27 protein-coding genes are annotated in these 21,066 nt (G+C 69.2%); 16 read left to right on the top strand and 11 right to left on the bottom strand.

Going from position 1 to position 21,066, the window contains the following annotated elements:
* The first annotated feature begins 341 nt into the window (after positions 1–341).
* Genes IEZ09_RS47365 through IEZ09_RS02350 form a run of 5 tightly spaced genes read left to right on the top strand, consistent with a single transcriptional unit; the run spans position 342 to position 1,447 of the window.
* Positions 342–476: a hypothetical protein gene (locus tag IEZ09_RS47365; RefSeq protein ID WP_268247591.1), complete on the top strand. Its 135-nt coding sequence runs from the start codon at positions 342–344 to the stop codon at positions 474–476.
* Positions 467–628: an Imm53 family immunity protein gene (locus IEZ09_RS02365; RefSeq protein WP_229812182.1), complete on the top strand. Its 162-nt coding sequence runs from the start codon at positions 467–469 to the stop codon at positions 626–628. The genes IEZ09_RS47365 and IEZ09_RS02365 overlap by 10 nt, the downstream gene beginning before the upstream one ends.
* A 33-nt stretch (positions 629–661) precedes the next feature.
* Complete coding sequence (locus IEZ09_RS02360; RefSeq protein ID WP_189251816.1) at positions 662–811, top strand: hypothetical protein; 150 nt, start codon at positions 662–664, stop codon at positions 809–811.
* Positions 804–1,082: a DUF7336 domain-containing protein gene (locus IEZ09_RS02355; protein WP_189252222.1), complete on the top strand. Its 279-nt coding sequence runs from the start codon at positions 804–806 to the stop codon at positions 1,080–1,082. Before IEZ09_RS02360 ends, IEZ09_RS02355 begins: the two co-directional genes overlap by 8 nt.
* Entirely contained in the window at positions 1,082–1,447 is a 366-nt protein-coding gene (locus IEZ09_RS02350; RefSeq protein ID WP_189251815.1) for a hypothetical protein, read from the top strand. The genes IEZ09_RS02355 and IEZ09_RS02350 overlap by 1 nt, the downstream gene beginning before the upstream one ends.
* Positions 1,448–1,461: 14 nt before the next feature.
* On the opposite strand, the gene IEZ09_RS02345 is transcribed toward IEZ09_RS02350, so the two are convergent.
* The 4 genes from IEZ09_RS02345 to IEZ09_RS02330 all read right to left on the bottom strand — a co-directional run bounded on the left by IEZ09_RS02345 (position 1,462) and on the right by IEZ09_RS02330 (position 5,353).
* A complete protein-coding gene (locus IEZ09_RS02345) occupies positions 1,462–2,181 on the bottom strand; it encodes an AfsR/SARP family transcriptional regulator (protein ID WP_189251814.1) in 720 nt (239 codons plus the stop codon).
* A gap of 14 nt (positions 2,182–2,195) precedes the next feature.
* A complete protein-coding gene (locus IEZ09_RS02340) occupies positions 2,196–3,131 on the bottom strand; it encodes a Dyp-type peroxidase (RefSeq protein ID WP_229812181.1) in 936 nt (311 codons plus the stop codon).
* Positions 3,113–4,612: a S8 family peptidase gene (locus tag IEZ09_RS02335; RefSeq protein WP_189251813.1), complete on the bottom strand. Its 1,500-nt coding sequence runs from the start codon at positions 4,610–4,612 to the stop codon at positions 3,113–3,115. The genes IEZ09_RS02340 and IEZ09_RS02335 overlap by 19 nt, the downstream gene beginning before the upstream one ends.
* Positions 4,613–4,909: 297 nt before the next feature.
* Positions 4,910–5,353, bottom strand: a complete 444-nt coding sequence (locus tag IEZ09_RS02330) for a hypothetical protein (protein ID WP_189251812.1) — start codon at positions 5,351–5,353, stop codon at positions 4,910–4,912.
* 352 nt (positions 5,354–5,705) lie between these two features.
* On the opposite strand from IEZ09_RS02330, the gene xynA reads away from it, so the two are divergent.
* Positions 5,706–6,401: an endo-1,4-beta-xylanase XynA gene (gene xynA / locus IEZ09_RS02325; protein WP_189251811.1), complete on the top strand. Its 696-nt coding sequence runs from the start codon at positions 5,706–5,708 to the stop codon at positions 6,399–6,401.
* A 67-nt stretch (positions 6,402–6,468) separates the two neighbouring features.
* On the top strand, positions 6,469–7,413 hold the full coding sequence (locus IEZ09_RS02320) for a phosphotransferase (RefSeq protein ID WP_189251810.1): 945 nt from the start codon (positions 6,469–6,471) through the stop codon (positions 7,411–7,413).
* Here IEZ09_RS02320 and IEZ09_RS02315 read toward each other — a convergent pair.
* Positions 7,387–7,899 (bottom strand): GNAT family N-acetyltransferase, encoded by a 513-nt coding sequence (locus tag IEZ09_RS02315; protein ID WP_370467612.1) that lies wholly within the window; start codon positions 7,897–7,899, stop codon positions 7,387–7,389. The genes IEZ09_RS02320 and IEZ09_RS02315 overlap by 27 nt on opposite strands.
* 141 nt (positions 7,900–8,040) lie before the next feature.
* Here IEZ09_RS02315 and IEZ09_RS02310 point away from each other — a divergent pair, with 141 nt between their 5' ends.
* The gene (locus IEZ09_RS02310; protein WP_189251808.1) at positions 8,041–8,331 is read left to right on the top strand and encodes a DUF4342 domain-containing protein; all 291 of its coding nucleotides are present in this window, start codon (positions 8,041–8,043) and stop codon (positions 8,329–8,331) included.
* A gap of 158 nt (positions 8,332–8,489) precedes the next feature.
* The gene (locus IEZ09_RS02305) at positions 8,490–9,452 is read left to right on the top strand and encodes a hypothetical protein (protein WP_189251807.1); all 963 of its coding nucleotides are present in this window, start codon (positions 8,490–8,492) and stop codon (positions 9,450–9,452) included.
* An 85-nt stretch (positions 9,453–9,537) separates the two neighbouring features.
* On the opposite strand, the gene IEZ09_RS02300 is transcribed toward IEZ09_RS02305, so the two are convergent.
* From IEZ09_RS02300 to IEZ09_RS02290, 3 genes are all read right to left on the bottom strand, one after another.
* Complete coding sequence (locus IEZ09_RS02300; RefSeq protein ID WP_189251806.1) at positions 9,538–10,275, bottom strand: SDR family oxidoreductase; 738 nt, start codon at positions 10,273–10,275, stop codon at positions 9,538–9,540.
* Positions 10,276–10,355: 80 nt separating this feature from the next.
* Positions 10,356–11,207 (bottom strand): hypothetical protein, encoded by an 852-nt coding sequence (locus IEZ09_RS02295; RefSeq protein ID WP_189251805.1) that lies wholly within the window; start codon positions 11,205–11,207, stop codon positions 10,356–10,358.
* A gap of 133 nt (positions 11,208–11,340) precedes the next feature.
* The gene (locus IEZ09_RS02290; protein WP_189251804.1) at positions 11,341–11,739 is read right to left on the bottom strand and encodes a helix-turn-helix domain-containing protein; all 399 of its coding nucleotides are present in this window, start codon (positions 11,737–11,739) and stop codon (positions 11,341–11,343) included.
* A 132-nt stretch (positions 11,740–11,871) separates the two neighbouring features.
* Between IEZ09_RS02290 and IEZ09_RS02285 the strand changes: the two genes are divergently transcribed.
* The 4 genes from IEZ09_RS02285 to IEZ09_RS02270 all read left to right on the top strand — a co-directional run bounded on the left by IEZ09_RS02285 (position 11,872) and on the right by IEZ09_RS02270 (position 15,594).
* Positions 11,872–13,170: a hemolysin family protein gene (locus tag IEZ09_RS02285; RefSeq protein WP_189251803.1), complete on the top strand. Its 1,299-nt coding sequence runs from the start codon at positions 11,872–11,874 to the stop codon at positions 13,168–13,170.
* Positions 13,167–14,219: a hemolysin family protein gene (locus IEZ09_RS02280; protein ID WP_189251802.1), complete on the top strand. Its 1,053-nt coding sequence runs from the start codon at positions 13,167–13,169 to the stop codon at positions 14,217–14,219. Before IEZ09_RS02285 ends, IEZ09_RS02280 begins: the two co-directional genes overlap by 4 nt.
* Before the next feature lie 26 nt (positions 14,220–14,245).
* Positions 14,246–15,217, top strand: a complete 972-nt coding sequence (locus IEZ09_RS02275; RefSeq protein ID WP_189251801.1) for a sporulation protein — start codon at positions 14,246–14,248, stop codon at positions 15,215–15,217.
* An 89-nt stretch (positions 15,218–15,306) separates the two neighbouring features.
* Complete coding sequence (locus IEZ09_RS02270) at positions 15,307–15,594, top strand: DUF3040 domain-containing protein (protein ID WP_189251800.1); 288 nt, start codon at positions 15,307–15,309, stop codon at positions 15,592–15,594.
* Here the strand turns inward: IEZ09_RS02270 and tatA are convergent.
* Complete coding sequence (gene tatA, locus IEZ09_RS02265; RefSeq protein WP_189251799.1) at positions 15,591–15,854, bottom strand: Sec-independent protein translocase subunit TatA; 264 nt, start codon at positions 15,852–15,854, stop codon at positions 15,591–15,593. The two genes, IEZ09_RS02270 and tatA, sit on opposite strands and share 4 nt — an antisense overlap.
* Before the next feature lie 143 nt (positions 15,855–15,997).
* Positions 15,998–16,354 carry an ArsR/SmtB family transcription factor gene (locus tag IEZ09_RS02260; RefSeq protein WP_189251798.1) on the bottom strand — a complete coding sequence of 119 codons (357 nt, stop codon included), beginning with the start codon at positions 16,352–16,354 and terminating at the stop codon, positions 15,998–16,000.
* A 20-nt stretch (positions 16,355–16,374) separates the two neighbouring features.
* Here IEZ09_RS02260 and IEZ09_RS02255 point away from each other — a divergent pair, with 20 nt between their 5' ends.
* From IEZ09_RS02255 to IEZ09_RS02245, 3 genes are all read left to right on the top strand, one after another.
* On the top strand, positions 16,375–17,748 hold the full coding sequence (locus tag IEZ09_RS02255) for an MFS transporter (RefSeq protein WP_189251797.1): 1,374 nt from the start codon (positions 16,375–16,377) through the stop codon (positions 17,746–17,748).
* Between the two features lie 187 nt (positions 17,749–17,935).
* Positions 17,936–18,580, top strand: a complete 645-nt coding sequence (locus tag IEZ09_RS02250) for a DedA family protein (RefSeq protein WP_189251796.1) — start codon at positions 17,936–17,938, stop codon at positions 18,578–18,580.
* A gap of 83 nt (positions 18,581–18,663) precedes the next feature.
* Positions 18,664–19,917 carry an SMI1/KNR4 family protein gene (locus IEZ09_RS02245; RefSeq protein WP_189251795.1) on the top strand — a complete coding sequence of 418 codons (1,254 nt, stop codon included), beginning with the start codon at positions 18,664–18,666 and terminating at the stop codon, positions 19,915–19,917.
* Here the strand turns inward: IEZ09_RS02245 and IEZ09_RS02240 are convergent, their stop codons facing one another.
* Positions 19,918–20,721 carry a PIG-L family deacetylase gene (locus IEZ09_RS02240; protein ID WP_229812180.1) on the bottom strand — a complete coding sequence of 268 codons (804 nt, stop codon included), beginning with the start codon at positions 20,719–20,721 and terminating at the stop codon, positions 19,918–19,920.
* Positions 20,722–21,066 lie beyond the last annotated feature (345 nt).

Here is a 21,066-nt window from a genome sequence, read left to right as displayed (position 1 = left end):
GGGAAGAGCAGGAGCGCCACGTCGATCCGCTCGCTGTACGAAGCGGATCTGCGCAAGGCGTACGGGCACCTCACCCGGCGTGATTTCGCGCGGGAGATGGTGAAGCGCGACCCGTACGCGGCGCTCCTGCTCGACCTGTCGTCCGCGGGTGACACCGAGGACGACACGGACATCAACCACGAGGTCGCCTTCACCTGCTTCGTTCGGGGCAGTCGGCTGCTGATCGTGAAGCTGTCGATGGTCGGTCCGTACGCGGTGGTGCTGGCGTTCGGCGAGGACGGTCACGGGACGGGAGAGCTCATCTCCCGTCCCGCTGGGCCGTTCGAGTCGCGGGTGCTGACGTGGTGGAGGCGCACGGGTTCCGGCTCGTGCCCGCCACCCACCTGGAGACGCCGGTGGCGATGGGACCTGACCGTGCCGAGGTGTCGTTGTACGCGGCGCTTTTCGAGCCCGAGGCGGAGCCGCCGTGGCTGTGAGTTCGTTCGAGTTCTTTCAGCGGTGGTACGCCGAGCAGTGCAACGGCGATTGGGAGCACGAGTTCGGCGTGGAGATCAAGACGCTGGACAATCCCGGCTGGCACGTCGTGGCCGACCTGGTGGACACCGACCTGGAAGGAACACAGCGTTGAGCCTGTTCCGCGAGTTCGTGCTGGAGCAGGAAGATGGCTGACGGTGCGAAGCAGGTCTCGCCGAGGGTGGCGGCGACCTCCAGCGAGTCGAAGCGCGTCGCGTTGTGCTTCGCCGGAGTCGTGGGACTCACGCCGCCCTGGTGCGCCGACTTCGGGATCGTAGTGGAAAACCCTGATGAGTGACCGTGTTTTCCTGCTCTGGCACGTGCATCACGTCGCCACGGACTCGAGCGGGGCGGTCAGGCACTTCGACCCCGGCGGCGAGTTCAGGGCCGACGAGGAGGAGGGCGACGACGTGAAAATGCTCGGCGTCTACTCGTCACGGGAGAACGCAATGGCGCGGATCGAACGCGCCAAGGAGCTCCCGGGATTCCGCGACGAGCCGGAGTGCTTCTACATCGGTGAGTACACACTGGACGAAGACCAGTGGACCACAGGGTTCACCGCGGTCTGATGAGAATCGAAGTGTCCGCTGTCGGCACGGACGATCTCGTGTCGTTCCACTGCTCGGCCGGTGCCGGTACGGGCGTGTGGAAGTCGCAGGAACCACCTGTGGCCGGCCAGGAATACGAGGTGGAGATCGACATCGACGGCGAGGTCAGCCCTCGCTCCGGTGGCGTCGCCGGGATGCGGCTCGACGGCACGTCGGTGGTGCTCTGCGGCCTGTGGCAGGTGATGGAGGACGGCGCGACCTACCTCCAGGTGGCGGGTTCGCCGGTGTCAGTGGAAGTCGCCGACGGTGACACGACAGCTTCTGGTGAGGTGGTGGAGGTGGTCGCGGACACGACCGCGATCCACCTGTTCCCCTCCAACACCTGATGTGCAGATCCGGGTCAGCTGGCCTGCAGGATCGCGGCGAACTGCTCCCGCAGCTCCGGCCCGGGATCCAGCCCGAGCTCCTCCGACAACACCTCCGCAGCACTCCGATAGGCCGCCAGCGCCTCAGCCCGCCGCCCGGAACGCCGCAGAGCCAGCATCAGCTGATGCCAGAACCGTTCCCGCAACGGGTGCTGCGCCGTCAACGACCACAACTCCGGCACCAGGTCGGCATGCCGCCCCAGCTCCAGATCGGCGTCGATCCGCATCTCCACCGCGGTGAGCCGGAGCTCTTCCAGCCGCGGCACCTCGGCTCGTTGCAGGACAGGCGAAGGAACTCCCACCAGCGCGGGTCCGCGCCACAGGTCCAGCGCGGCCGTCAGCAACCGGGATCGGGTGCCGGGGCCGGCCGCGGCGGCTTCCGTGGTCAGTTGCGTGAACCGCGTCAGGTCCAGTTGCGTTGCAGACAGCGCGATCGAGTAACCGCCTGGCGTGGTGCGGATGAGCGACTCCCCGAGGGCCTGCCGCAGCCGCATCACGTAGTTCTGCAGCGCCGCCACGCCGCGCTGGGGTAGCTGGTCGCCCCACACCTGCTCGATCAGGGTCGTCGTCGGCACCGTGCGGTTCGGTCTCAGCAGCAGTGCGGCCAGCAGCGTGCGGAGCTTGGCTGCGCTGATCGGGACGGGCACGCCGTCCGCTCGCACCTCCACCGGGCCCAGGATTCCGAACTCGAACACAATTCCCCCTGTTGTCACGACGACTCGACCATGGCTCGGCCGAGGTAGTCGTCCTTCGTGCCGTCGGTTCCCGGCAGGGTGAAGAAGTAGCCGCCGCCGAACGGCAGCACGTACTTCTCCAGCTCCTCCCCGGCGAGGCGGCGTTGTGCGGCGGCGAAGCCTGTTTCCGGATCACGTTGGTAGCACATGAAGAGGTGGCCCGGTTCGGTGGCGAACGGGTAGCCGCGGCGCAGGATCTTGTCCTTCTCCTCGGCGGGGCGGGCCCGCCGCACGTGTGAGTTGAGCAGGTCGGGAAGTTCTTCTCCCGACTCCTTGCGCCTGCCGAAGACCCGCTCCTGGTCCTCTGTGGACTTGTGGTCCCACGTCGGCATCGCGAGCCTGATCAGCCGCACCACCTGGTACGTGCCGCCCAGGTAGCACGCGGGTTCGTCGTCCCCGGCCCACACCTGAGGCGTGGTGGGGTTGCCGGCGCCCTCCTTGAACCCGAACGCGTTGCGCTCCTCGGGCAGCTTGTGCCCGTTGACCCGCCAGCGCAGCGTCAGGCCGGGCACGTCGGCCAGTTGGGCGTCCACCTGGTCCGGCGTGTCCGCCAGCGCCTGCAGCAGCAGATCTCCGTGGCACCACTGCTCTTCCAGCACGTCGCCCGCGAACTTCGGCATCGTCGTCAGCCGTCGTGGTGCGGGCAGGCCGAACCTGCCGTCGAACAGGGACGCGCCGACGGCCACCGTGACGCCACGCGAGGTGACCGCGCGCAGTGTCGCGGTCAGCTCGGCGCGGGTGCGTGCGGTGACGTCGTACGCGGCCACCCCCGCGGCGGCTGGGCTCGGTGCCAGCACGCCGGGTTGGTGGTGGACGGGAACGGCAGCGGGCATCGGCGTGTCACACGCCGTCAGGCCCACCGCCGCCAGTCCCGCCAGAAAAGCACGTCTGGTCAGAGAGTGAGCGTCCACCCGACCAGCGATCCCTCGTCGAGGCTGAAGTTGTCGCGCACGATCAGCTTCCACGTGCCGTTGGCGTCCAGAGTGGACAACGAGAGCGGGAACGTCTGGTCCAGGTTGACCGCGTTGTCGGCGCTGTTCGCCTCGCGCAGCACGACCTCCGTGCCGCTCGGCGTGACCAGGCGCACGGACAGGTCGCCGCGGAACGGGTGTTCCGCCTGCACGCGCACGGTGGCGTTGGTGGCGATCTTGCGCCCGCAGGCCGTCACGTCGAGGGCGACGGTGATGCTGTCCTGGTCCGGCACGGTCCGGCGGGTGGTGTCGGAGACGGTGCAGACCGGCTGCGCGAGCGGTCCCGTGTAGAGGAACCTGTTGGGGGACTTCTGCGTGGTGGGCGGGTCCATCGGCGGTTCGAGCGTGCTGGGGTTCAGCACGCCGGTCACCGACCGGTTGACGATTTCGGTGTGCACCTGCGCGGGCGTCAGGGTCGGCGTCTGCGACAACAGCAGCGCCGCCGCACCCGCGACGTGCGGTGAGGCCATCGACGTACCCTTGAGGATCATCGTCGCGTGGTCGGTGGCGTTGTGCGCGGACTCGATGGACTCGCCCGGCGCGAACAGGTCGAGGCAGGGGCCGTAGTTGGACCCGGTGTCCGTGCCGCCCCAGCCGCGGGCGCGTTCGCCGACGGGGTTGGCCGCGCCCACGGTGAGCGCCGCCGACACGTTGGCCGGGCTCTTGAGGCAGGCGTTCGACTCGGTGTTGCCCGCGGAGACGACGTAGGAGATGCCGGCCGCGATCGACGCCTTGACAGCGTTGTCCTCGGTCGTGCTCTGACCGCCGCCGAGGCTCATGTTCACCACGGCCGGCTTGGCCGCGTTCGCGGTGATCCAGTCGATGCCGGCGACGATCTGGCTGATCGTGCCGCTGTTCTCGCAGCTCAGCACGCGCACCGACGCGATCTTGGCCTTGCTGGCGACGCCGAACGTCTTGCCCGCGATGGTGCCGGCGACGTGCGTGCCGTGGCCGCTGGTGCTGCAGTCCTGGCCGTTCCAGCCGTCGCCGATCGCGTCGAACGCGACGCTGGCCCGGCCTTCGAACTCGGCGTGCGCGGTGCGCACACCGGTGTCCATGACGTAGACGGTGACGCCCTGACCGGCCTGGTCCGGGTACTCGTAGCGGTTGTCCAGCACGGTTCCGCGCTGGTCGATGCGATCGAGGTTCCAGATCGGGTTGGTCCGCACCGCCTCACCGCGCACGACGGAGTCGGCCTCGACCCGTTCGACGCGCGGGTCGGCGGCCAGCCGGCGAGCCTGCTGCTCGGTGGCGGTCATCGCGAACCCGTGCAACGCCGCGCCGTAGACGCGATCGACCTTCCCGCCGTGAGCAGCGGCGACGCCGAGTGCGTTGGCCTGGCCGGTTTTCTCCTGGCCGGTTTTCTTCAGGGTGACGATGTACTTGCCCGCGATCACTTCGGCGCCCGCGGGTCTGAGCACCTCCCCGACGGCCGCATGGGCGTCGGCGGGAACAACGGTGGCTGCGAGAACCAGAGCAGCGATTAATCCACGCATGCGAAACAGAGCCCCCAAAAATGACTGGCGGACGTGAGACGTCCGCACCCCCAGGTGTCGCGTGGGCCGCGCGCCTCCGAGGCTGCCACGGCATAGGAAGACCTTATACCGCCAAAAGGGGGGCTTGATCAGCGTGCTGAGACACAGCGCGAAAGCGTGCAACTGAGGCACATGAATGAACGAAGAAGCAAGGGGCCGGTATTTTCACCGCCCAGGCCAGGCCTACTCGTCGGACTGGATGATCATGAGCCGGAACGTCGTCGACGGCGACTCGCGCCCGCACGTTTGCAGCATGTGCCAGGCCAGGTTGCCGGGTCCGTTGCCGGCCTGAGGAAGTCGCTCCCTGCTGATCCCGAGGATGCCGTCGGGGCTTTCGTCGAGGATCTCCGGCGTGCCGACGAGCACGGCCAGCCCGTACGCCAGCACGTCGGCGCGCAGATCGTCGTCGAGGTCGTCGGAAAGCCCGATCATGCACTGCGGCTCGCCGTTCGTGCCAGTGCCGAGACCGACCAGGCCCGCGAGTCCGATGCAGCGTTGCGCGGGCATCTCGAACACGCGGATGTCCGTGCCCATCGCCAGTGCCATCAGCCTGGCCACCGGCGTGGTGAGCAGGGGGTCGTGGATGGAGGCGCCGTTACCTGAGGAGTCGTCCGTGCGTTCGCGCATGATGCGTCGGATCGTATGGCCGGCGGCGGCGATCGGAGGTGGCGGCGGCGGGCGTGTCGGGCAGCGTCACCCGGACGACGCACCCACGTCCGGGAAGACCGGCTGAAAACGCTCGATCCTGGCTGCGAAATCATTTTCGAAAGTTTGTCGAAACTTTTTGGAACTCTTCGGAGTCGGCCCGGCACTGCTAGTGTCGGCACTGCTCGACCGCTGTTGGCCTGGATCCCGTCGAATTCGGGCTGACCGGTCGCAAATTGCGACGGCCGCCGTCACCGCGATCACCACCATCCGCCGCGGGTCGTGTGGCGTTGCCCGGCTGCCGTGCCAACCTCAATGACGAGGAGTACCACACATGGCGAAAGCCGTTGTTCGATCGTCGGGCCGCACCCGCGGCCGTTTCGCATTGTTGGTCCACGGCGTCTGCACCGCGCTGATCATGGCGCTGGCGCCCGCCACCGCTACCGCTGACGTGGGCATCACCGCCATCTGCTCGAGCCAGACGGGCACCAACGGCGGGTACTACTACTCGTTCTGGACCGACGGTGGCGGCAGGGTCTGCATGGACTTCGGTTCCGGCGGCAACTACAGCACCTCGTGGAGCAATGTCGGCAATTTCGTCGGCGGCAAGGGCTGGAGCAACGGATCACGGCGGACCGTGAGCTATTCCGGCAGCTTCAACCCGTCCGGCAACGCTTATCTGACCCTGTACGGGTGGACGTCGAATCCGCTCGTCGAGTACTACATCGTCGACAACTGGGGCACCTATCGGCCCACGGGTACGTACAAGGGTACGGTCACCAGCGACGGCGGCACGTACGACATTTATCAGACAATGCGCTACAACGCGCCTTCCGTCGAAGGCACCAAGACCTTCCCCCAGTTCTGGAGCGTCCGGCAGCAGAAGCGGACGGGCGGAACCATCACCACCGGCAACCACTTCGACGCGTGGAGCCGGGCCGGCATGCGGCTCGGCAACTTCAGCTACTACATGATCCTCGCGACCGAGGGGTACCAGAGCAGCGGCAACTCCAACATCACGGTGAGGTGAGCGGTGCGGGCCGCGGCGCGCACCGCGGCCCGTTTCCGTGAATGATCGGGTTGCTACCGTGCCGGTCGTGAAGCACCGTCCTGATCACCTGCCGGACGAGTCCGTGCGTTCCGGCCTGTCCCAGCTGGGAATCCGGGCGGCCGAGCTCCACTACGCCGCGGTCGGGTTCGGAGACCACCACTGGCACGTCGCGGCCGAGGACGGCACCCGCTGGTTCGCGACGGTGGCCGATCTGGAGAACAAACACCACTGCGGTGACGGCCCCGCGGCCGCGCTCGCCGGCCTGCGGGCCGCCATGACCACGGCGGTGCGACTGCGTGCGGCGGGACTGGAGTTCGTGGTCGCGCCCTTCGGCGAGCCGGTGGTGAAACTGGGAGACAGGTACGCGCTCAGCGTGTTCCCGGTGGTGGACGGCACTTCTGGAGACTTCGGCCAGACGATGACGCCGGACGACGTCGTTCTGCTGCAGGAGCTTCTCGCCCGTCTGCACACCACCGAGGTCGAGGCGCCCCCGTGTGCGCTCGACCTGCCCGCGCTCAAGACGGACGGTGCCTGGAGCGACGGCCCGTATGCGGAGCAGGCGCGCAGGCTGGTGAACGAACACGAGGGCGCGATCCGCGCGCGGTTCGAGGAGTTCGAACGGCTGGCGGAAGGCGTGCGCCGGTCAGCGGTGGTGGTGACGCACGGAGAGCCGCACCCCGGCAACCTCATCCGGACACCGGCGGGCTTCCACCTCGTCGACTGGGACACCGTCGGGCTGGCCGTGCCGGAGCGCGACCTGTCCGTGCTGACCGGCGACCCTGCCGAGCTGACGCGCTACCGCGAGCTGACCGGCCACGAGCCGTCGGCGGACGCGTTGCGGCTCTACCGGCTGCGATGGCAGCTCTACGACCTGGTGGAGTTCGTCGACTGGTTCCGCAAGCCGCACACCGACGACCCCGACACGGTGCTGGCGTGGACGTGGTTCCGGAAGACGCTCACCGCGCTACAGGTCGAGCCACATGATGCGTAGGCCGACCTTCCCCTGAACGGGGTGCCGGAACGCTCCAGGCGCGATCCCGAGCGTGACGAACCCGAGGCTCTCGTAGAGGCGGACGGCGGCCGTGTTCGTGTCGACCACGGCGTTGAACTGGACGGCGGCGAACCCGCTCCGCCGAGCCCAGTCGATGAGGTCGGTGGTGAGCGCCCGCCCCACGCCGGCGCCCCGTGCCCGTCCGGCGACCATCAGGGTCCCGGACGCGACGTGGTTTCCGGGGCCGGGCCGGTTGGCGTACATGTTCGCCGTGCCGAGCACCTGCTCGCCGTCGGCGGCCACGACCACGCGTGCCGGTGCGGGCAGCAGCCACATCCGCCTGGCGTCGTGCTCGCTCATCCTGGGGTCGTACGGGATGGTCTGCTGTTCGGTGATGACGTCGTGAATGATGGGCCAGATCTGTGGCCAGTCGTCGTCGCGCGCCTCGCGGATCGCGAAGGCGGGCGCGTGTTGTGGATCATGCACGGACGACATCCTGCCTCAACGCCCGGCTCCACGGTCCACTGTGCACAACTGAGGGGTGAATCAGGGGGAACCCTGATGGCACGGTGCCCAGCCGCGGGCAAGCTGGAGTTGTCAGGGGAGATCTGCAGTTAGAGGAGAGTTATGAGCGAATCCAGGCCTGAGTCCGCCCGTACCGCCGTCGACTCGGTGGTGGACGCCGTTCGCGGGTTGGTCAGCGAGGGCATCAACCGTCGTGTCGTGGTGCGTGACAGCAAGGACGACGTGGTGCTGGAGGTTCCGGTGGCTCTGGGGGTGGTCGCGGCGCTGGCCGCTCCGGTGGCCACGACCATCGGCGCCGGTGTCGCGCTGGTCGGCAAGTGCGGCATCAAGATCGAGAACCGTCAGCGGCCCGGCACCCAGCCCGCGCCGACGGTCGACGCCGAGCAGGCGTAGCAGCGAAGGGCCGTCACCACGCCGGTGACGGCCCTTCCGCGCTACCTGTTCATCTGCAGACGCTCCGATGGTCAACATGATCTCGTTTCGCTAGGTTCCTGCGAGCTTGGCTTGCCAATTCCTGGGGGAACGAGATGAGTCGAAGAGCCTCTTTTGCTTTGTCCACAGCAGTTCTGGCAGCGGTCGTCGTCACGACACCGGCGCACGCGGCCACGACGATCACCGACCTCGGCGGCTTGCCGTCGGCGGAGATGCACGTGGCCACGTCGGTCAACGACGCGGGCGTCGCGGTCGGAGGCGCTCACAGCAACGGCCGTCCGAGCCGCGGAGTGAGGTACGACGGCAACGGCGGCGCGACCGAACTCGCCGGACCGGCCGGCACCAGCACGACCGTGGACGCGATCAACAGCAGCGGCAGCGCCGTGGGCACCGCCACCGACAACTCCGGCAGCAGGGCACTCCGGTTCAACCCGGACGGCACGCACGTCGTGCTGGCAGTACCGGCCGGCTTCACCAGCACGATCGGTCAGGCGATCAGCGACTCCGGCACCGTGTACGGCGTCGCCACCGACCTGACCCGCCGCCAGATCCCGGTGAGCTGGAGCCCGGCCGGTGTCATCACGACGCTGGCGCTGCCGGCGGGCGCGACCTGGGCCCAGCTGACGAACGCCTCGGCGAACGGCTACGTGTCCGGCTACGTCACCGGCCCCGACATGGCGGCCACGGCGGTGCGCTGGAACCCGGACGGCAGCACGACCGTCCTCAGTGGACTGTCGCCTGACCTCACGACCACGGCCTCCGCGGTCAACCAGCTCGGCGAGGTCGTCGGCGCCGGGATTGACGCCAACTTCCACACGTGGGGCCTGCGGTGGAACGCGGACGGTTCGCAGACCAGGTACGAGCGGGGGTTCGTCCCGAGGGGCATCAACGACAACGGCGTGGCAGCCGGCGCCACCCAGGTCGGAGGCAACCAGGTGCCGGTCCTCTGGACCAGGGACGGCAGGCGGCTCGACCTCGGGCTGCCCGCCGGTGCCACCAGTGCCGGTGTGTGGGACATCAACAACAACGGTGTGGCCGTCGGAGCGGCGGGCACCCGTGCGGTGAAGTGGGTCGTCAGCTGACCTGAGTCCGCAGGACCTCGCGCCGCGCAGGGTGGCGGCGCGAGCTTCTGCGGCTGGGTGGATCACGCACTACCTCGAGTCGCGGTCACCAGGCCACGGGACCGAGGCGGTCGATGAACGTCCCGGTCGGCCCGTCGGGGCCGAGCGTCGCGAGCTCGATGATCGGGTCGGACCCCTCGGTGACCGTCAGCTGACCGGTGTGGTTGTTCATGTCGGTGGCGGTGAACTTGTGGTTCGCGACCTCGCCCGGGGTGAGGGCGTTGAACTTGATCTGCGGGAGTGCCTGCGCGTACCGAACCGTGATCATGTTCAGCGCCGCCTTCGACGAGGTGTAGGCGAGCTCGTGCATCTGCGAGACGGGCTGTGCCGGATCGGTCACGACCGCGAAGGAACCGGCGGCACTGGACACCATGACCACCCGCGGGTGGTCCGCCGCCAGCAACAGGGGAAGGAACGCGTGCGTGACCCTGACCGGTCCGTACACATTGGTCTCGTAGACGGAACGCAGCTCGTCGGCGGTCGCGTCCGCCGGCGGGACGATCTTCCCCGGCGCGCCGGCGTTGTTGACCAGGACGTCCAACCGGTCGGTGTGCTTGCGGACGAGCCGCACGGCATCGGACACCGACTCCTCGGAGGTCACGTCCAGCGGGACCACGATCACGTTCACGCCGGTCAGCTTGTCGGCTGCGGCCTGGCCCCTGCCTTCGTCGCGTGAGCCGAGGAAGACCGTCCAGCCCTGCTCGCCGAGCCTGCGGGCCGTTTCGAGGCCGAGTCCCTTGTTGCCTCCGGTGATCAACACCGAGTTCGCTTCCGTGTTCGTCATGGCCATGGGACACCGGACGCGGTTTGGTTGTGACATCAGGTGATCGGCCTCACATCCGGCCGCGTCGAACCGGACGAGGGTCAGTTGGCAAGCGCATCGGTGGTCAGGCGCCGCATGCGTTCCTCGAGAACACCGGCCAGATCTTGGATGTCATCTCTGCCCACGTTCTGGAGCATCTCCGGCCACGGCCGCGCGGAGGCGGACAGCCCGGCCGGCTTGCCGTGGTCGCTGACGAACCGCTGGCACAGGTAGCCGTAGAAGATCAGCCGCAGCCAGAAGAGCGGACGGGCGTCCGGAGTGAGTCCGTCGATGAATCCGGCAAATCTGGCGAGATCACCGCGGGACTTCAAGGCGTCGCTCAGGATCTGCTGGAACTCCTCCCGGCGCGCGACGCGCTCGGGGGAGTCCGCTTCCACGACGATCAACGCTCCGGCGGCCGCACGGACGGTGCCGGAGAAGGGGTGCTCGGACTCGTTGGACCAGTTCACCCCGGCCAGTTCCGCACCCGTCGCGTCGAGCACCGGTGAGCTGTCGGTGAAGCAGTCCAGTGCGGCCGCCTGGAATCGCAGCAAGCTCGGCATGGCGGGGTCGACCGAGAAGTCCACGTAGTTGACCTGGCGCTCGATCAGCTCGGCGATGGCGACAGGTCGCAGCACGCGGTAGAGGGTGTCCCTGCCGAAGTAGCTCCGGACGTCGGTGTTCCAGCGGCCGGATCCCAGCTTCTGCACCCGGCCGACGACATCACGGCAGGCCACCAGCAGCTGGAACCGCAGCGGGCCCACCGCGGTCAGCAGCCGCTTGCGGGCCTCGAGGTCGTAGGCCATCCGGGCCTCGAACCTGGCCTTGTCCCGCTGGTTGACCCACGCGACGCCGCCGGACACCGCGATCGAGAGGACCGACACCACGATGGCGATCCAGGAGACCACAGCCATCTGCCGCTCCGTTCACAGGTGATCGACGACGCTCGATCGCAGTCCTCACCCATGAAGTCGCCGCACCGCGCCGGGCCGTAACACGCCGTGTGCTGCTCTCGGCGATCGAAGCCGCCCTGTCGGCTGCAGGGCGCTACGGGAGCATCGTGTCCGGCGAAATCTGCAGGGCGATCGTGATCAGCGAGTGCACCCTCGTCGCGATCACGGCGAGCAGGCCCTGCATCTCGGGAGCGGCGCCGTCCGCCGCGGTCTGCAGCGTCTGCAGGTCGGCGTCGATGCGGTCGAGGATCGCCGTGACGTCGGCCTGCCGGGCCGTCAGCGCCGTGGAGATCTCGTCCAGGGGAACTCCGTGGACTTCCAGACGTTGTACGAGGTGGATCCGGTCCACGTCGGCGGGGGAGTAGAGACGGTAGTTCGACGCGGTGCGCTGCGCCGGGCTGATCAGCCCCAGCGACGTGTAGTAGTCGACGGTGCGGATGCTGACGCCGGCCCGCGCGGCCAGTTCGCCGATCTTGAGCAACGCTTCGCCCACGTGCACCTCCTCGGGAAAACCATACAGTGCTACGTGCTACTGTTGCCTCATGCCTGACCAAGCCGACATTGACGGCTGCAGTAGTGGGCCGGGGCGAGCCCGGCTGAACGTTGCGAGTGCCGCGGGTGCGGCATGTTGATCCTTTCCGGCCTGGTGGCGATCGTGGCTCTGACCGCCGCCACCGGCTACTTCGTGGCCCAGGAGTTCGCCTACATGGCGGTCGACCGAGGCCGTCTGCGGCAGATGGCCGAGGCCGGCGACAAAGCCGCCGAGCGCGCGCTGCGCGTGACGCAGAAGCTGTCGTTCATGCTCTCCGGTGCGCAGTTCGGCATCACGGTCACCGCGCTGCTCGTCGGATACGTGGCCGAACCGCTGCTCGGCACGGGGCTCGCGACCCTGCTCGGGTTGCCCGCGTCGTTCGGGGTGCCGCTCGCGATGGCGGTGGCGCTGATCTTCGCGACCGTCGTGCAGATGGTGCTGGGTGAGCTGCTGCCGAAGAACCTCGCGATCGCCAGGCCCGAGCCGCTGGCGAAGTGGCTGAGCTCGTCGACGCTGGTCTACCTCAAGATCGCCGGTCCGGTGATCCGCCTGTTCGACGCCACCGCCAACAAGCTGTTGCGCGCCATCGGGATCGAACCGGTGGAGGAACTTCCGCAGGGCGCGACGCCGGAGGACCTCAAGCAGATCGTGGGCGACGCGGGGGAGCAGGGTCACCTGGACCCGGAGCTGGCCCAGCTGCTCGACCGCGGCCTGGACTTCCGCGAGCTCGTGGCCGAGCAGGCCATGACGCCGCGCGTGAACGTGCACTCCGTGCGGTTCGACGAGCCTGCGTCGCGTGTGGTGGAGCTCCTCGACACCGGCCACTCCCGGTTCCCCGTCGTGGGCGAGGACGTCGACGACATCCGGGGCGTGGTGGGCCTGGCCGAGGTGCTGACCCTCACGCCGGAGCAGCGCCCGGTCACGCCGATCGGGGCCATCGCGTCGTCCGCGCTCGTCGTGCCCGCGACGTTGCCGCTTCCCGCTGTGCTGGAACGGTTGCGGACCGAGCGCCGCCAGCTGGCGTGCGTGCTGGACGAGTTCGGCGGGTTCGCCGGGATCGTCTCGCTGGAGGACCTGGCGGAGGAGCTGGTCGGCGAGATCCACGACGAGGACGACCCGGTCGAGGACGCGATCGAACGCGTCGACGACACCAGGTGGCAGGTGCCCGGCCGGATGCGGCTCGACGAGATCGAGGACGCGACCGGCATCGCGCTGCCGCAGGACGACGCGTACGACACGGTGTCCGGCCTCGTGCTGCACCAGCTCGGCCGGACCGCCGAAGTGGGCGACGAGATCGAGGTGGGTGACGTCACGCTGTTCGTCAGCGCCGTGACGCGCAACGTCCCGGACACCGTGGTGCTGACCGCGCGGGTGCGGGAGGGGGCTCGATGAGCATCGGAACGGCTCTCGGGATCTCCCTGGTCCTGTTAACGCTCAACGCCTTCTTCGTCGCCGCCGAGTTCGCGTTGATCGCGGCCAAGCGGCACCGTCTGGAACAGGAGGCCGAGCGCTCACGGGCAGCGCGTGCCGCCGTCGCCGGTGTGCGCGAGCTGTCGTTGATGCTCGCGGGTGCTCAGCTCGGCATCACCCTGTGCACGCTGGGGCTCGGTGCGCTGGCCAAGCCCGCTGTGGCTGACCTGTTCGAGCCGCTGCTGCAGCTGATCGGCCTGCCCGGCGCGGTGTCGTACGGCATCGCGTTCACGATCAGCCTCGTGCTGGTGGTGTTCCTGCACATGGTGGTCGGTGAGATGGCGCCGAAGTCGTGGGCCATCTCGTACCCCGAACGCTCGGCGCTGTTGCTGGCGTTGCCGTTCCGGGCGTTCGCGCACTCGGTCCGCTGGATCCTGAGCGGCCTGAACTCGACGACGAACGGCCTGCTGCGCCTGGTGAAGGTCGAGCCGCAGGACGAGCTGGCGCAGGCGCACCGGCCGGACGACCTGCGCATGCTGGTGCGCCAGTCCGGCGAGCACGGGCTCATCCCCGAGGCGCAGCAACGGCTGCTGACCCGCATGCTCCAGGTGCAGAAGACCACGGTGCGCGAGGTCATGGTGCCGATCGCGGCGACGTCGACGGTCACCGAGCACACCACGGCTCGCGCGATCGAGCGCCGCAGCCTCCACTGTGGACGTTCGCGGTTCCCGGTCACGAACCTGCGCGGCGAGTTCGTCGGCCTGGTGCACATCCGGGAAGCGATGCGGGCCACCGCCGCGGGCAACGACCCGACGGCCCGGGAACTCATGGGCCCCGTGCTGACGTTGTCCGCTTCGATGCCGGTCGCCGCCGCCGTCACCGCGATGAGAACGGACCGGGCGCAGCTCGCGCTCGTGTCCGACGGCGACCGCGTGATCGGCATCGCGGCACTGGAAGACCTGCTCGAAGAGCTGATCGGCGACTTCGACGACGAGACCGACGCACCGCGCGTTGCGGTGCGCCAGAACTAACTCACCCAGTCCCCACAGGAGGAGACTTGTTCAAGCGGATGCTCAGCGCGTTCGGCGTCGGCGGACCGTCCGTCGACACCGTGCTGGACTCGCCGCACGCGACACCCGGCCAGGTGATCACCGGCCAGGTGCGCATCCAGGGCGGCACCGCGGACGCTGAGATCGGTCAGGTCGTGCTGTCGCTGGTGACGCGGGTGGAGGTCGAGCACGGCGACCACGAGTACGGCGGTGTCTCGGAGTTCTTCCGCCTGGTCGTGCAGCAGGGTGTGCGGGTTCCGGCGGGCCAGCTGCTCGCGATCCCGTTCCAGCTGCCGATCCCGTGGGAGACGCCGATCACCGCCGTCGGCGGCGCGCAGCTTCCCGGCATGACCGTGGGCGTGCGGACGGAGCTCGTGATCGCGGGCGCCCCCGACAAGGGCGACCTCGACCCGGTCCTGGTGCACCCGCTGCCGTCGCAGGACGCGGTGCTGAACGCGTTCGGCCAGCTCGGCTTCTCGTTCCGCAGCGCGGACGTCGAGGCAGGGCGCCTGCACGGCGTGCCGCAGGAGCTCGGTTTCTACCAGGAGATCGAGTTCTTCCCGCCCGCGCAGTTCGCCGGCGCGGTGAGCCAGGTCGAGCTGACCTTCGTGGCGAACCCGCACGAGCTCTACGTGATCCTCGAGGCCGACAAGCGCGGCGGCATGTTCTCCGCAGGCGGTGACGCGTTCGGTCACTTCCGCGTGCCGCACCAGGAGGCGCCGGCCACCGACTGGGCGTCGGCCATCAACGGCTGGCTCGCGCAGGTCGCCCAGCGCGGCCACGCGAACCCGGCGTTCGGCGGCCACCACGGCTACGACCAGCACGGATACCACGGGCACCACGGTCACCACCGCGGTCCGGGCATGGGCGGCATGATCGCCGCGGGCGCGGCGGGCGTGGTCGGCGGCATGGTGCTCGGCGAGGTCGTGGAAGAGGTCTTCTCCGACGACGGCGGAGACTTCGCCTTCGGCGAGGAGTGATCTGACCGCTTCGGTGTTCCCGCGCCCCTTGGCAGGGCGCGGGAACAGGTGCGATGGTGAACGGAGCACGGCAGACCAGGAGGCCCGGTATGGCGCTGGCAGACCATGAGAAGCGTGAGCTGGCCGAGATCGAGCAGCGCTTGGCCGACGAGGACCCGAAGCTCGCCGCCAAGCTGACCAGGCCTTCCGCGCTGGTGTTCCTGCCCAGCCGGACCGTGCGCGTGCTCGCCGTGTTCGGCGTCTACCTCCTCGGTCTGCTGGCCATGATCAGCGGCGTGACGTGGTCGTCGGCCCCGCTGGTCGTGCTGGGCGCTGTGCTGTGCGCGGGCGTGTTCGGGCGCCTGGTGTTCTCGGCCTGGCGGGGGTACCGCGGCTAGCTGGTGGGCTTGGCCGCCTGCTGAGCGGCGTTGAGCTGTTGCTGCAACTCGTCGACCTGCTGCTGAAGCCGCGCGATCTGCGAGGTGTCGGCCGTGGTCGCGGCGGGCGTTTCCTCGTGTCGCAGTCCCGTGGTCTCCGCCTTGAGGATCTTGGCGGACCGTCCCAGCGATCGGGCCATCTCGGGCAGTTTCTTGCTGCCGAACAACAGCAGGATCACCACGCCGATGATCAGCAGTTCGGTGGCGCCGAGGTTGGCCATGGCTCGCTTCCTCCAGATGTGACGGTGTTCCTCACCTCATAGGTACATCAGCGAGCGCATTCGCACTGTCCACTACAGACGGAATGTCGTTGATGTGCCGCAGATCGCCGGTATGTCACGGTCGGTGCGGATGTCCGGCAGCGTCAGTCGTGGTCGGGTTTGCCGGTCAGGTGGTGGTCGGCGGCGTTGACGGCCTCGAAGAGCAGCCGTCGCACGTGCCCGCCCCGCGCTTCGTGGAGTGCGCGCCGGCCTTCCCGGCGCACGGTGACCAGTCCGGTCAGCCGCAGTTTGGCGAGGTGCTGCGACACCGCCGGCCGCGCGATGCCGACCTCCGCGGCCAGGGTCGTCACGTCGTACTCGGCGCCGCACAGCAGCCACAACATGCGGAAACGCGTCGGGTCGGCGAGCATCCGGAACCCGTCGACAGCCGCCTCGACGTGCGCGCCAGAAGGTAGCTGTTGCCATTGATCCGTTGTTGCAACGTCGTCGCGTGCGTACATGAGCACATATAGTGCCACGCATGCTCGCCGTTCTGCGCAACCGCACGTATCGCCACCTGTTCGGCGCACACGTCGTGGCCCTGACGGGCACCGGTCTGGCGACCGTCGCGCTGGGGCTGCTGGCCTACGACCTCGCCGGAGCGCACGCGAGCGCGGTGCTCGGCACGGCCCTCGCGATCAAGATGGTGGCGTACGTCGGCGTGGCGCCGATCGCGGCCGCCCTGCTCGGCGCCTTGCCGCGACGAGCCGTCCTGGTGGCGCTGGACCTCGTGCGCGCCGGGGTGGCGGTGGCGTTGCCGTGGGTCGACCAGGTGTGGCAGGTCTACGTGCTGATCTTCCTGCTGCAGGCGGCGTCCGCGGCGTTCACCCCGATCTTCCAGGCCACCATCCCGGACGTGCTGCCCGACGAACGCGAGTACACCCGCGCGGTGACGCTCTCGCGGATGGCCTACGACCTCGAAGGCCTGCTGAGCCCGTCGCTGGCCGCGGCCCTGTTGATGCTCATGAGCTTCAACAACCTGTTCCTCGGCACCGCGATCGGCTTCGCCGCGTCCGCCCTGCTCGTGGTCTCGACCGTCGTGCCACGCCCCAAACCGGTGCGCCGCAAGGGAAGTCTGTACGCCGCGACCACCAGGGGCATCCGGATCTACCTGGCCACGCCCAGGCTGCGCGGCCTGCTGGCCGTGCACCTCGCCGCCGCGGCCGCGGGTTCGATGGTGCTGGTGAACACCGTCGCCTACGTGCGCGACGTGCTCGACCGCGGCGCCACCGACGTCGCGGTGGCGCTGGCGTTCAACGGCATCGGCTCGCTGGCCGCCGCCCTGGTGCTGCCCAAGCTGCTCGACCGCGTCACCGACCGGTCCGTGGTGCTGCCCGCCGTGGTGGCGCTGTTCACTGCACTGCTCGCCGGCGCCGCGTTCGCCGCTCTGCCCGACGGCCGGCACTGGCCCGCGCTGCTGGCGCTGTGGACCTTGATCGGCGCAGGCTGCTCCCTCGCACTGACGCCCGGCGCCCGATTGCTGCGCCGGTCCGCGCACTCGGAAGACCGACCGGCCCTCTTCGCCGCCGACTTCGCGCTGTCGCACGCCTGCTGGCTGCTCTGTTATCCGCTGGCGGGCTGGGTTGCGAGCGCGGCCTCCATGACAACGGCGTTCCTGGTGCTCGGCGTGATCACCGCAGTGGGCGCGGTGGCGGCGCTTCGGCTGTGGCCGCGGCACGACCCCGCCGTCGTCGAACACGAGCACTGCGACCTCGACGCCGGGCACGACCACCTGCACGGTGCCGTGCTCGCGGGCGGTGTGTACCGGCACGCGCACGAGTTCCGCATCGACGACCACCACGAGCGCTGGCCGCGTCAGGAGCGGAAACCCGTTGTGCGCGCCGGACAGTCCTGATCGGCCGACCGTCCGGAACGACCAGCTACCTGGCGGGGTCGGCACCGGCCAGTCGGGGTTCCCCTTACCCCCAAGGTGTACCTCCGGTTCAGACCACGGTCCGATGTGCGAGCTACGACCGTTCCGGTGAACTGTTCGGCAGGACGGCGTCCAGCGCCGAGTTCACTTTCTGCTGGGGGAGAGCACCATGGCCTTCTTGACCGACGCCCTCGAAGGGCTCGCCGGTCTGCCGCAGCCCGCCGTGCTCGCGGTGACGGGTGCGTTGACGCTGGCGGAGTGCACGCTCGGCGTGGGCTTCCTCGCGCCGGGGGAGAGCGCCCTGCTGCTGGCCTCGACGACGGTCACGAGCGTGCCCCGGTTCCTGGTCATGTGGCTGGTGGTCTCGGTGTGCGCGGTGGCGGGCGACAGCATCGGCTACTACCTGGGCCGCCGTTTCGGCGACCGGCTGCGCGACAGCAAGATCGTCCGCAAGGTGGGTCAGCAGCACTGGGACAAGGCAGGCGAACTGCTGCGACGACGCGGGGCGTGGGCGGTGTTCTTCGCCCGGTTCATGCCCGTTGTGCGGACCCTGGTCCCGGCGTCGGCGGGAGCGTCCAAACTGGAGTACCGCCGGTTCCTGCCCGCCTCGATCGCGGGCGCGGTGTGCTGGTCGGCGCTGCACATCGGCATCGGCTCGGCCGCGGGCGCCTCGGCGAAGTACATCGAGTCCGTCTTCAACGGAGCGATGTGGGTCGTGCTGGGCCTCGCGGTGGTCGTCGGGGTCGTCGTGGTGCTGCGCCGCCGCAGGCAGGCGGCCGTGACCGAACCCCGGGAGCTGGAAGAGGTCGCCTGACGCGAGCTTCCCGGACCGCTTGCCCATCCGTGGTCGGATGAAGCCTAAGGTGTGATGTCCCGGATCCAGTTCAGGAGATCACCATGCAGGCGGAGCTGGCGGCTGTCGCGCACGAACTCATCACCACCGTCGAACCCGGCTTCGGCTTCCTGACCCTGCGGGCGTCCTGCAGCGGGGGCGCGAGCACTCACCGGCTCACGGCCGGACCGTCCGAACAGGACGTGTTCTCGCCGCTGGGGAGCCTGCGCCAGGTCGGCCTCGACCGGCCGGCCGTGTTCGAGATGAGGGTCGACGCGGACGGCACGTTCGAAGCCCTCGTCACGAGGGACGTCATCCAGGGCACGTCCTACCTCCCGCCCTCCTACACCGTCTTGCTCAAGCCACGTCAGCGTCCCGTCAGGCACGAGGTGTCGTCGTTGGCCGAAGTGGAGGCCGCGATCGGAGTGTCGCTGCCCAGGGAGGTGCACGAGCTGTACGCGGGCCGCGCGAAGGTCGACGACGACATCTGCCTGTACTCGCCCGACGACATCCTCCTGACGTGGCAGATGTACATCGCGATGGAAGAGGAAGACCCGCGGGAATGGGAACAGCCCGTGCTCTACGCGGGACCTCCGAACGCCGTGCGTACGGTGCGCTTCCACCCGCTGTGGGTGCCCATCGGCTACAACGACTGGGGCGACACGCTGTGCGTCGACCTCGCACCCGGCCCCGGCGGACGGGTCGGCCAGGTGATCCAGCTCGCGGGTGAGGGACCGCTCACCTACGTGGCCGCTTCCGTGGCGGGCCTGGCGCTGCCGGACTCCTACCCCGGCACCAAGGGGCTGGAGGAACACTTCGACGTGGCGGACCACGGACCTGCCAGGGTGGAAGCGCTGCCACAGACCCTGCAGGCGGTCACCGTCCGCGAACCCGGCGACCTCGACTTCGGCCTGCTCGCCCGGCTGACCTCGTTGCGGCAGCTCAGAGTCGTGCGCGGCGGGTCCGTTCGTCTCAGCGCCCTCGCACACCTGCCGCTGGAACGGCTCGAAGTGAGCGGCTACGAGGTCGAGCTGCCGGCGTGCGACACCCTGACCGCTCTCGTGGTCGAGGGCCCGTTCGTCGACCTGCCCCCGCTGCCGAACCTGCGCGTGCTCGACGTGTCCAAGGCAGAGGTGGACATCGAGTCGTTGCCCGAGGTCGACTACCTCGTGCTGAACGCCGCGCAGTGGCGGCGCTGCTCGATGACCCCGGCCGCCGCCACACTGACCGGAGAGTCCTCGCTGGCCCGTGCGCTCACGTGGGCGGGCGAGCGCGGTGTGGAACTGCCCCGCGAGGTGATCAGGGGACGAGTCGCCTGATCACCCGTGCCAGCCGAGCCCCGCGAAGAGGTCGGTCTCCGGGACAGGTGATCCCGTGGTGTCCCGTGCCCGGACGAAGTCCTCGACCCCGAACGCCTCGGCGAACTCGGCCGCCGGCAGCCTGCCCGCGATCGACGACCCGAGCTGCGAGGCGTGGCAGTGCAACGCGGCCCGCTTCCGCTCGACGACCGCGCGGGTGTCGACGGTCGTGGTGATGCGCCGGTCGACGTCATCGAGCCCGGCAGGCATGTCCCGCCGAATTCCGGCCGAACCGGCCACCCGGATCAAGCGTTCCCAGTACGCCCGGCCGTGCGCCTTGAAGTAGAGCTTGGCCGCCACCCCGGACTTCTCGAACGCCGCCGAAGCGACCCGCGCGGCGTGCAGGTGGTCCCGGTGCTGCGCCGTGTTCTCGGCGTCGTAGGTCACCACGACCTGCGGCTCGTAGTGCTCGATCAGCCTCGCCACCCTGTCCGCGGCCACAGAAACCGGCACGTCCACGAAGGCACCGCGAGGCTTCTCCCACGCCGCGATGCCCGAGTCGTGGTACCCGAGCAGCTCGACGTCGGTCACGCCGAGGACACGGCACGCCGCCTGCAGCTCGCCGAGCCGGTGCGCTGCGACGCGTGCGGGATCGTGGGTGGGCGTGAACGGCTTGGCGCCGTCGGGGGCGTCGCCGAGTTCGCCGTTCGTGCACGTCACGAGCACGATTCTGGTGCCCAGCGAGGCGTAGTGGGCGAGGATGCCGCCGGTGGACGTCGACTCGTCGTCGGGGTGGGCGTGCACCGCGAGCAGCGTTCGGGTCATGGTGTCCAGTACAGGGGATGGCGGAATTCTGGCGCTATGCGCGGTAGACGTTGGTCGATCTCGAACTCCGCGTTGAGCACAGCACCGGCGTCATCTGTTGCGCGCATGCCTCCATCATCGCGCCCGCGCGACGAGAGCTGACCGACGCAGTGCCGGGGTGGCCGCGGCCGCCAGCGCGGGAACGACAGCCGCGCTGGCGGTGATCACCGGAGTGGTCCTCTCGTTCGGCCCGCTGGAGTCACGACGGCGGGACTGGGAGCGGTGCCGTCGTCGGGCTACCCGTGCCGGTGCGGGAAAAACGGGCCTTCGTGCCCGGTTGCTCCGCGTCGCCTCGGGTATCCACGG

It is taken from the genome of Lentzea flava (assembly GCF_014648475.1).
Taxonomy (GTDB): Bacteria; Actinomycetota; Actinomycetes; order Mycobacteriales; family Pseudonocardiaceae; genus Lentzea; species Lentzea flava.
This window is presented reverse-complemented; position numbering and strand designations above follow the sequence as displayed.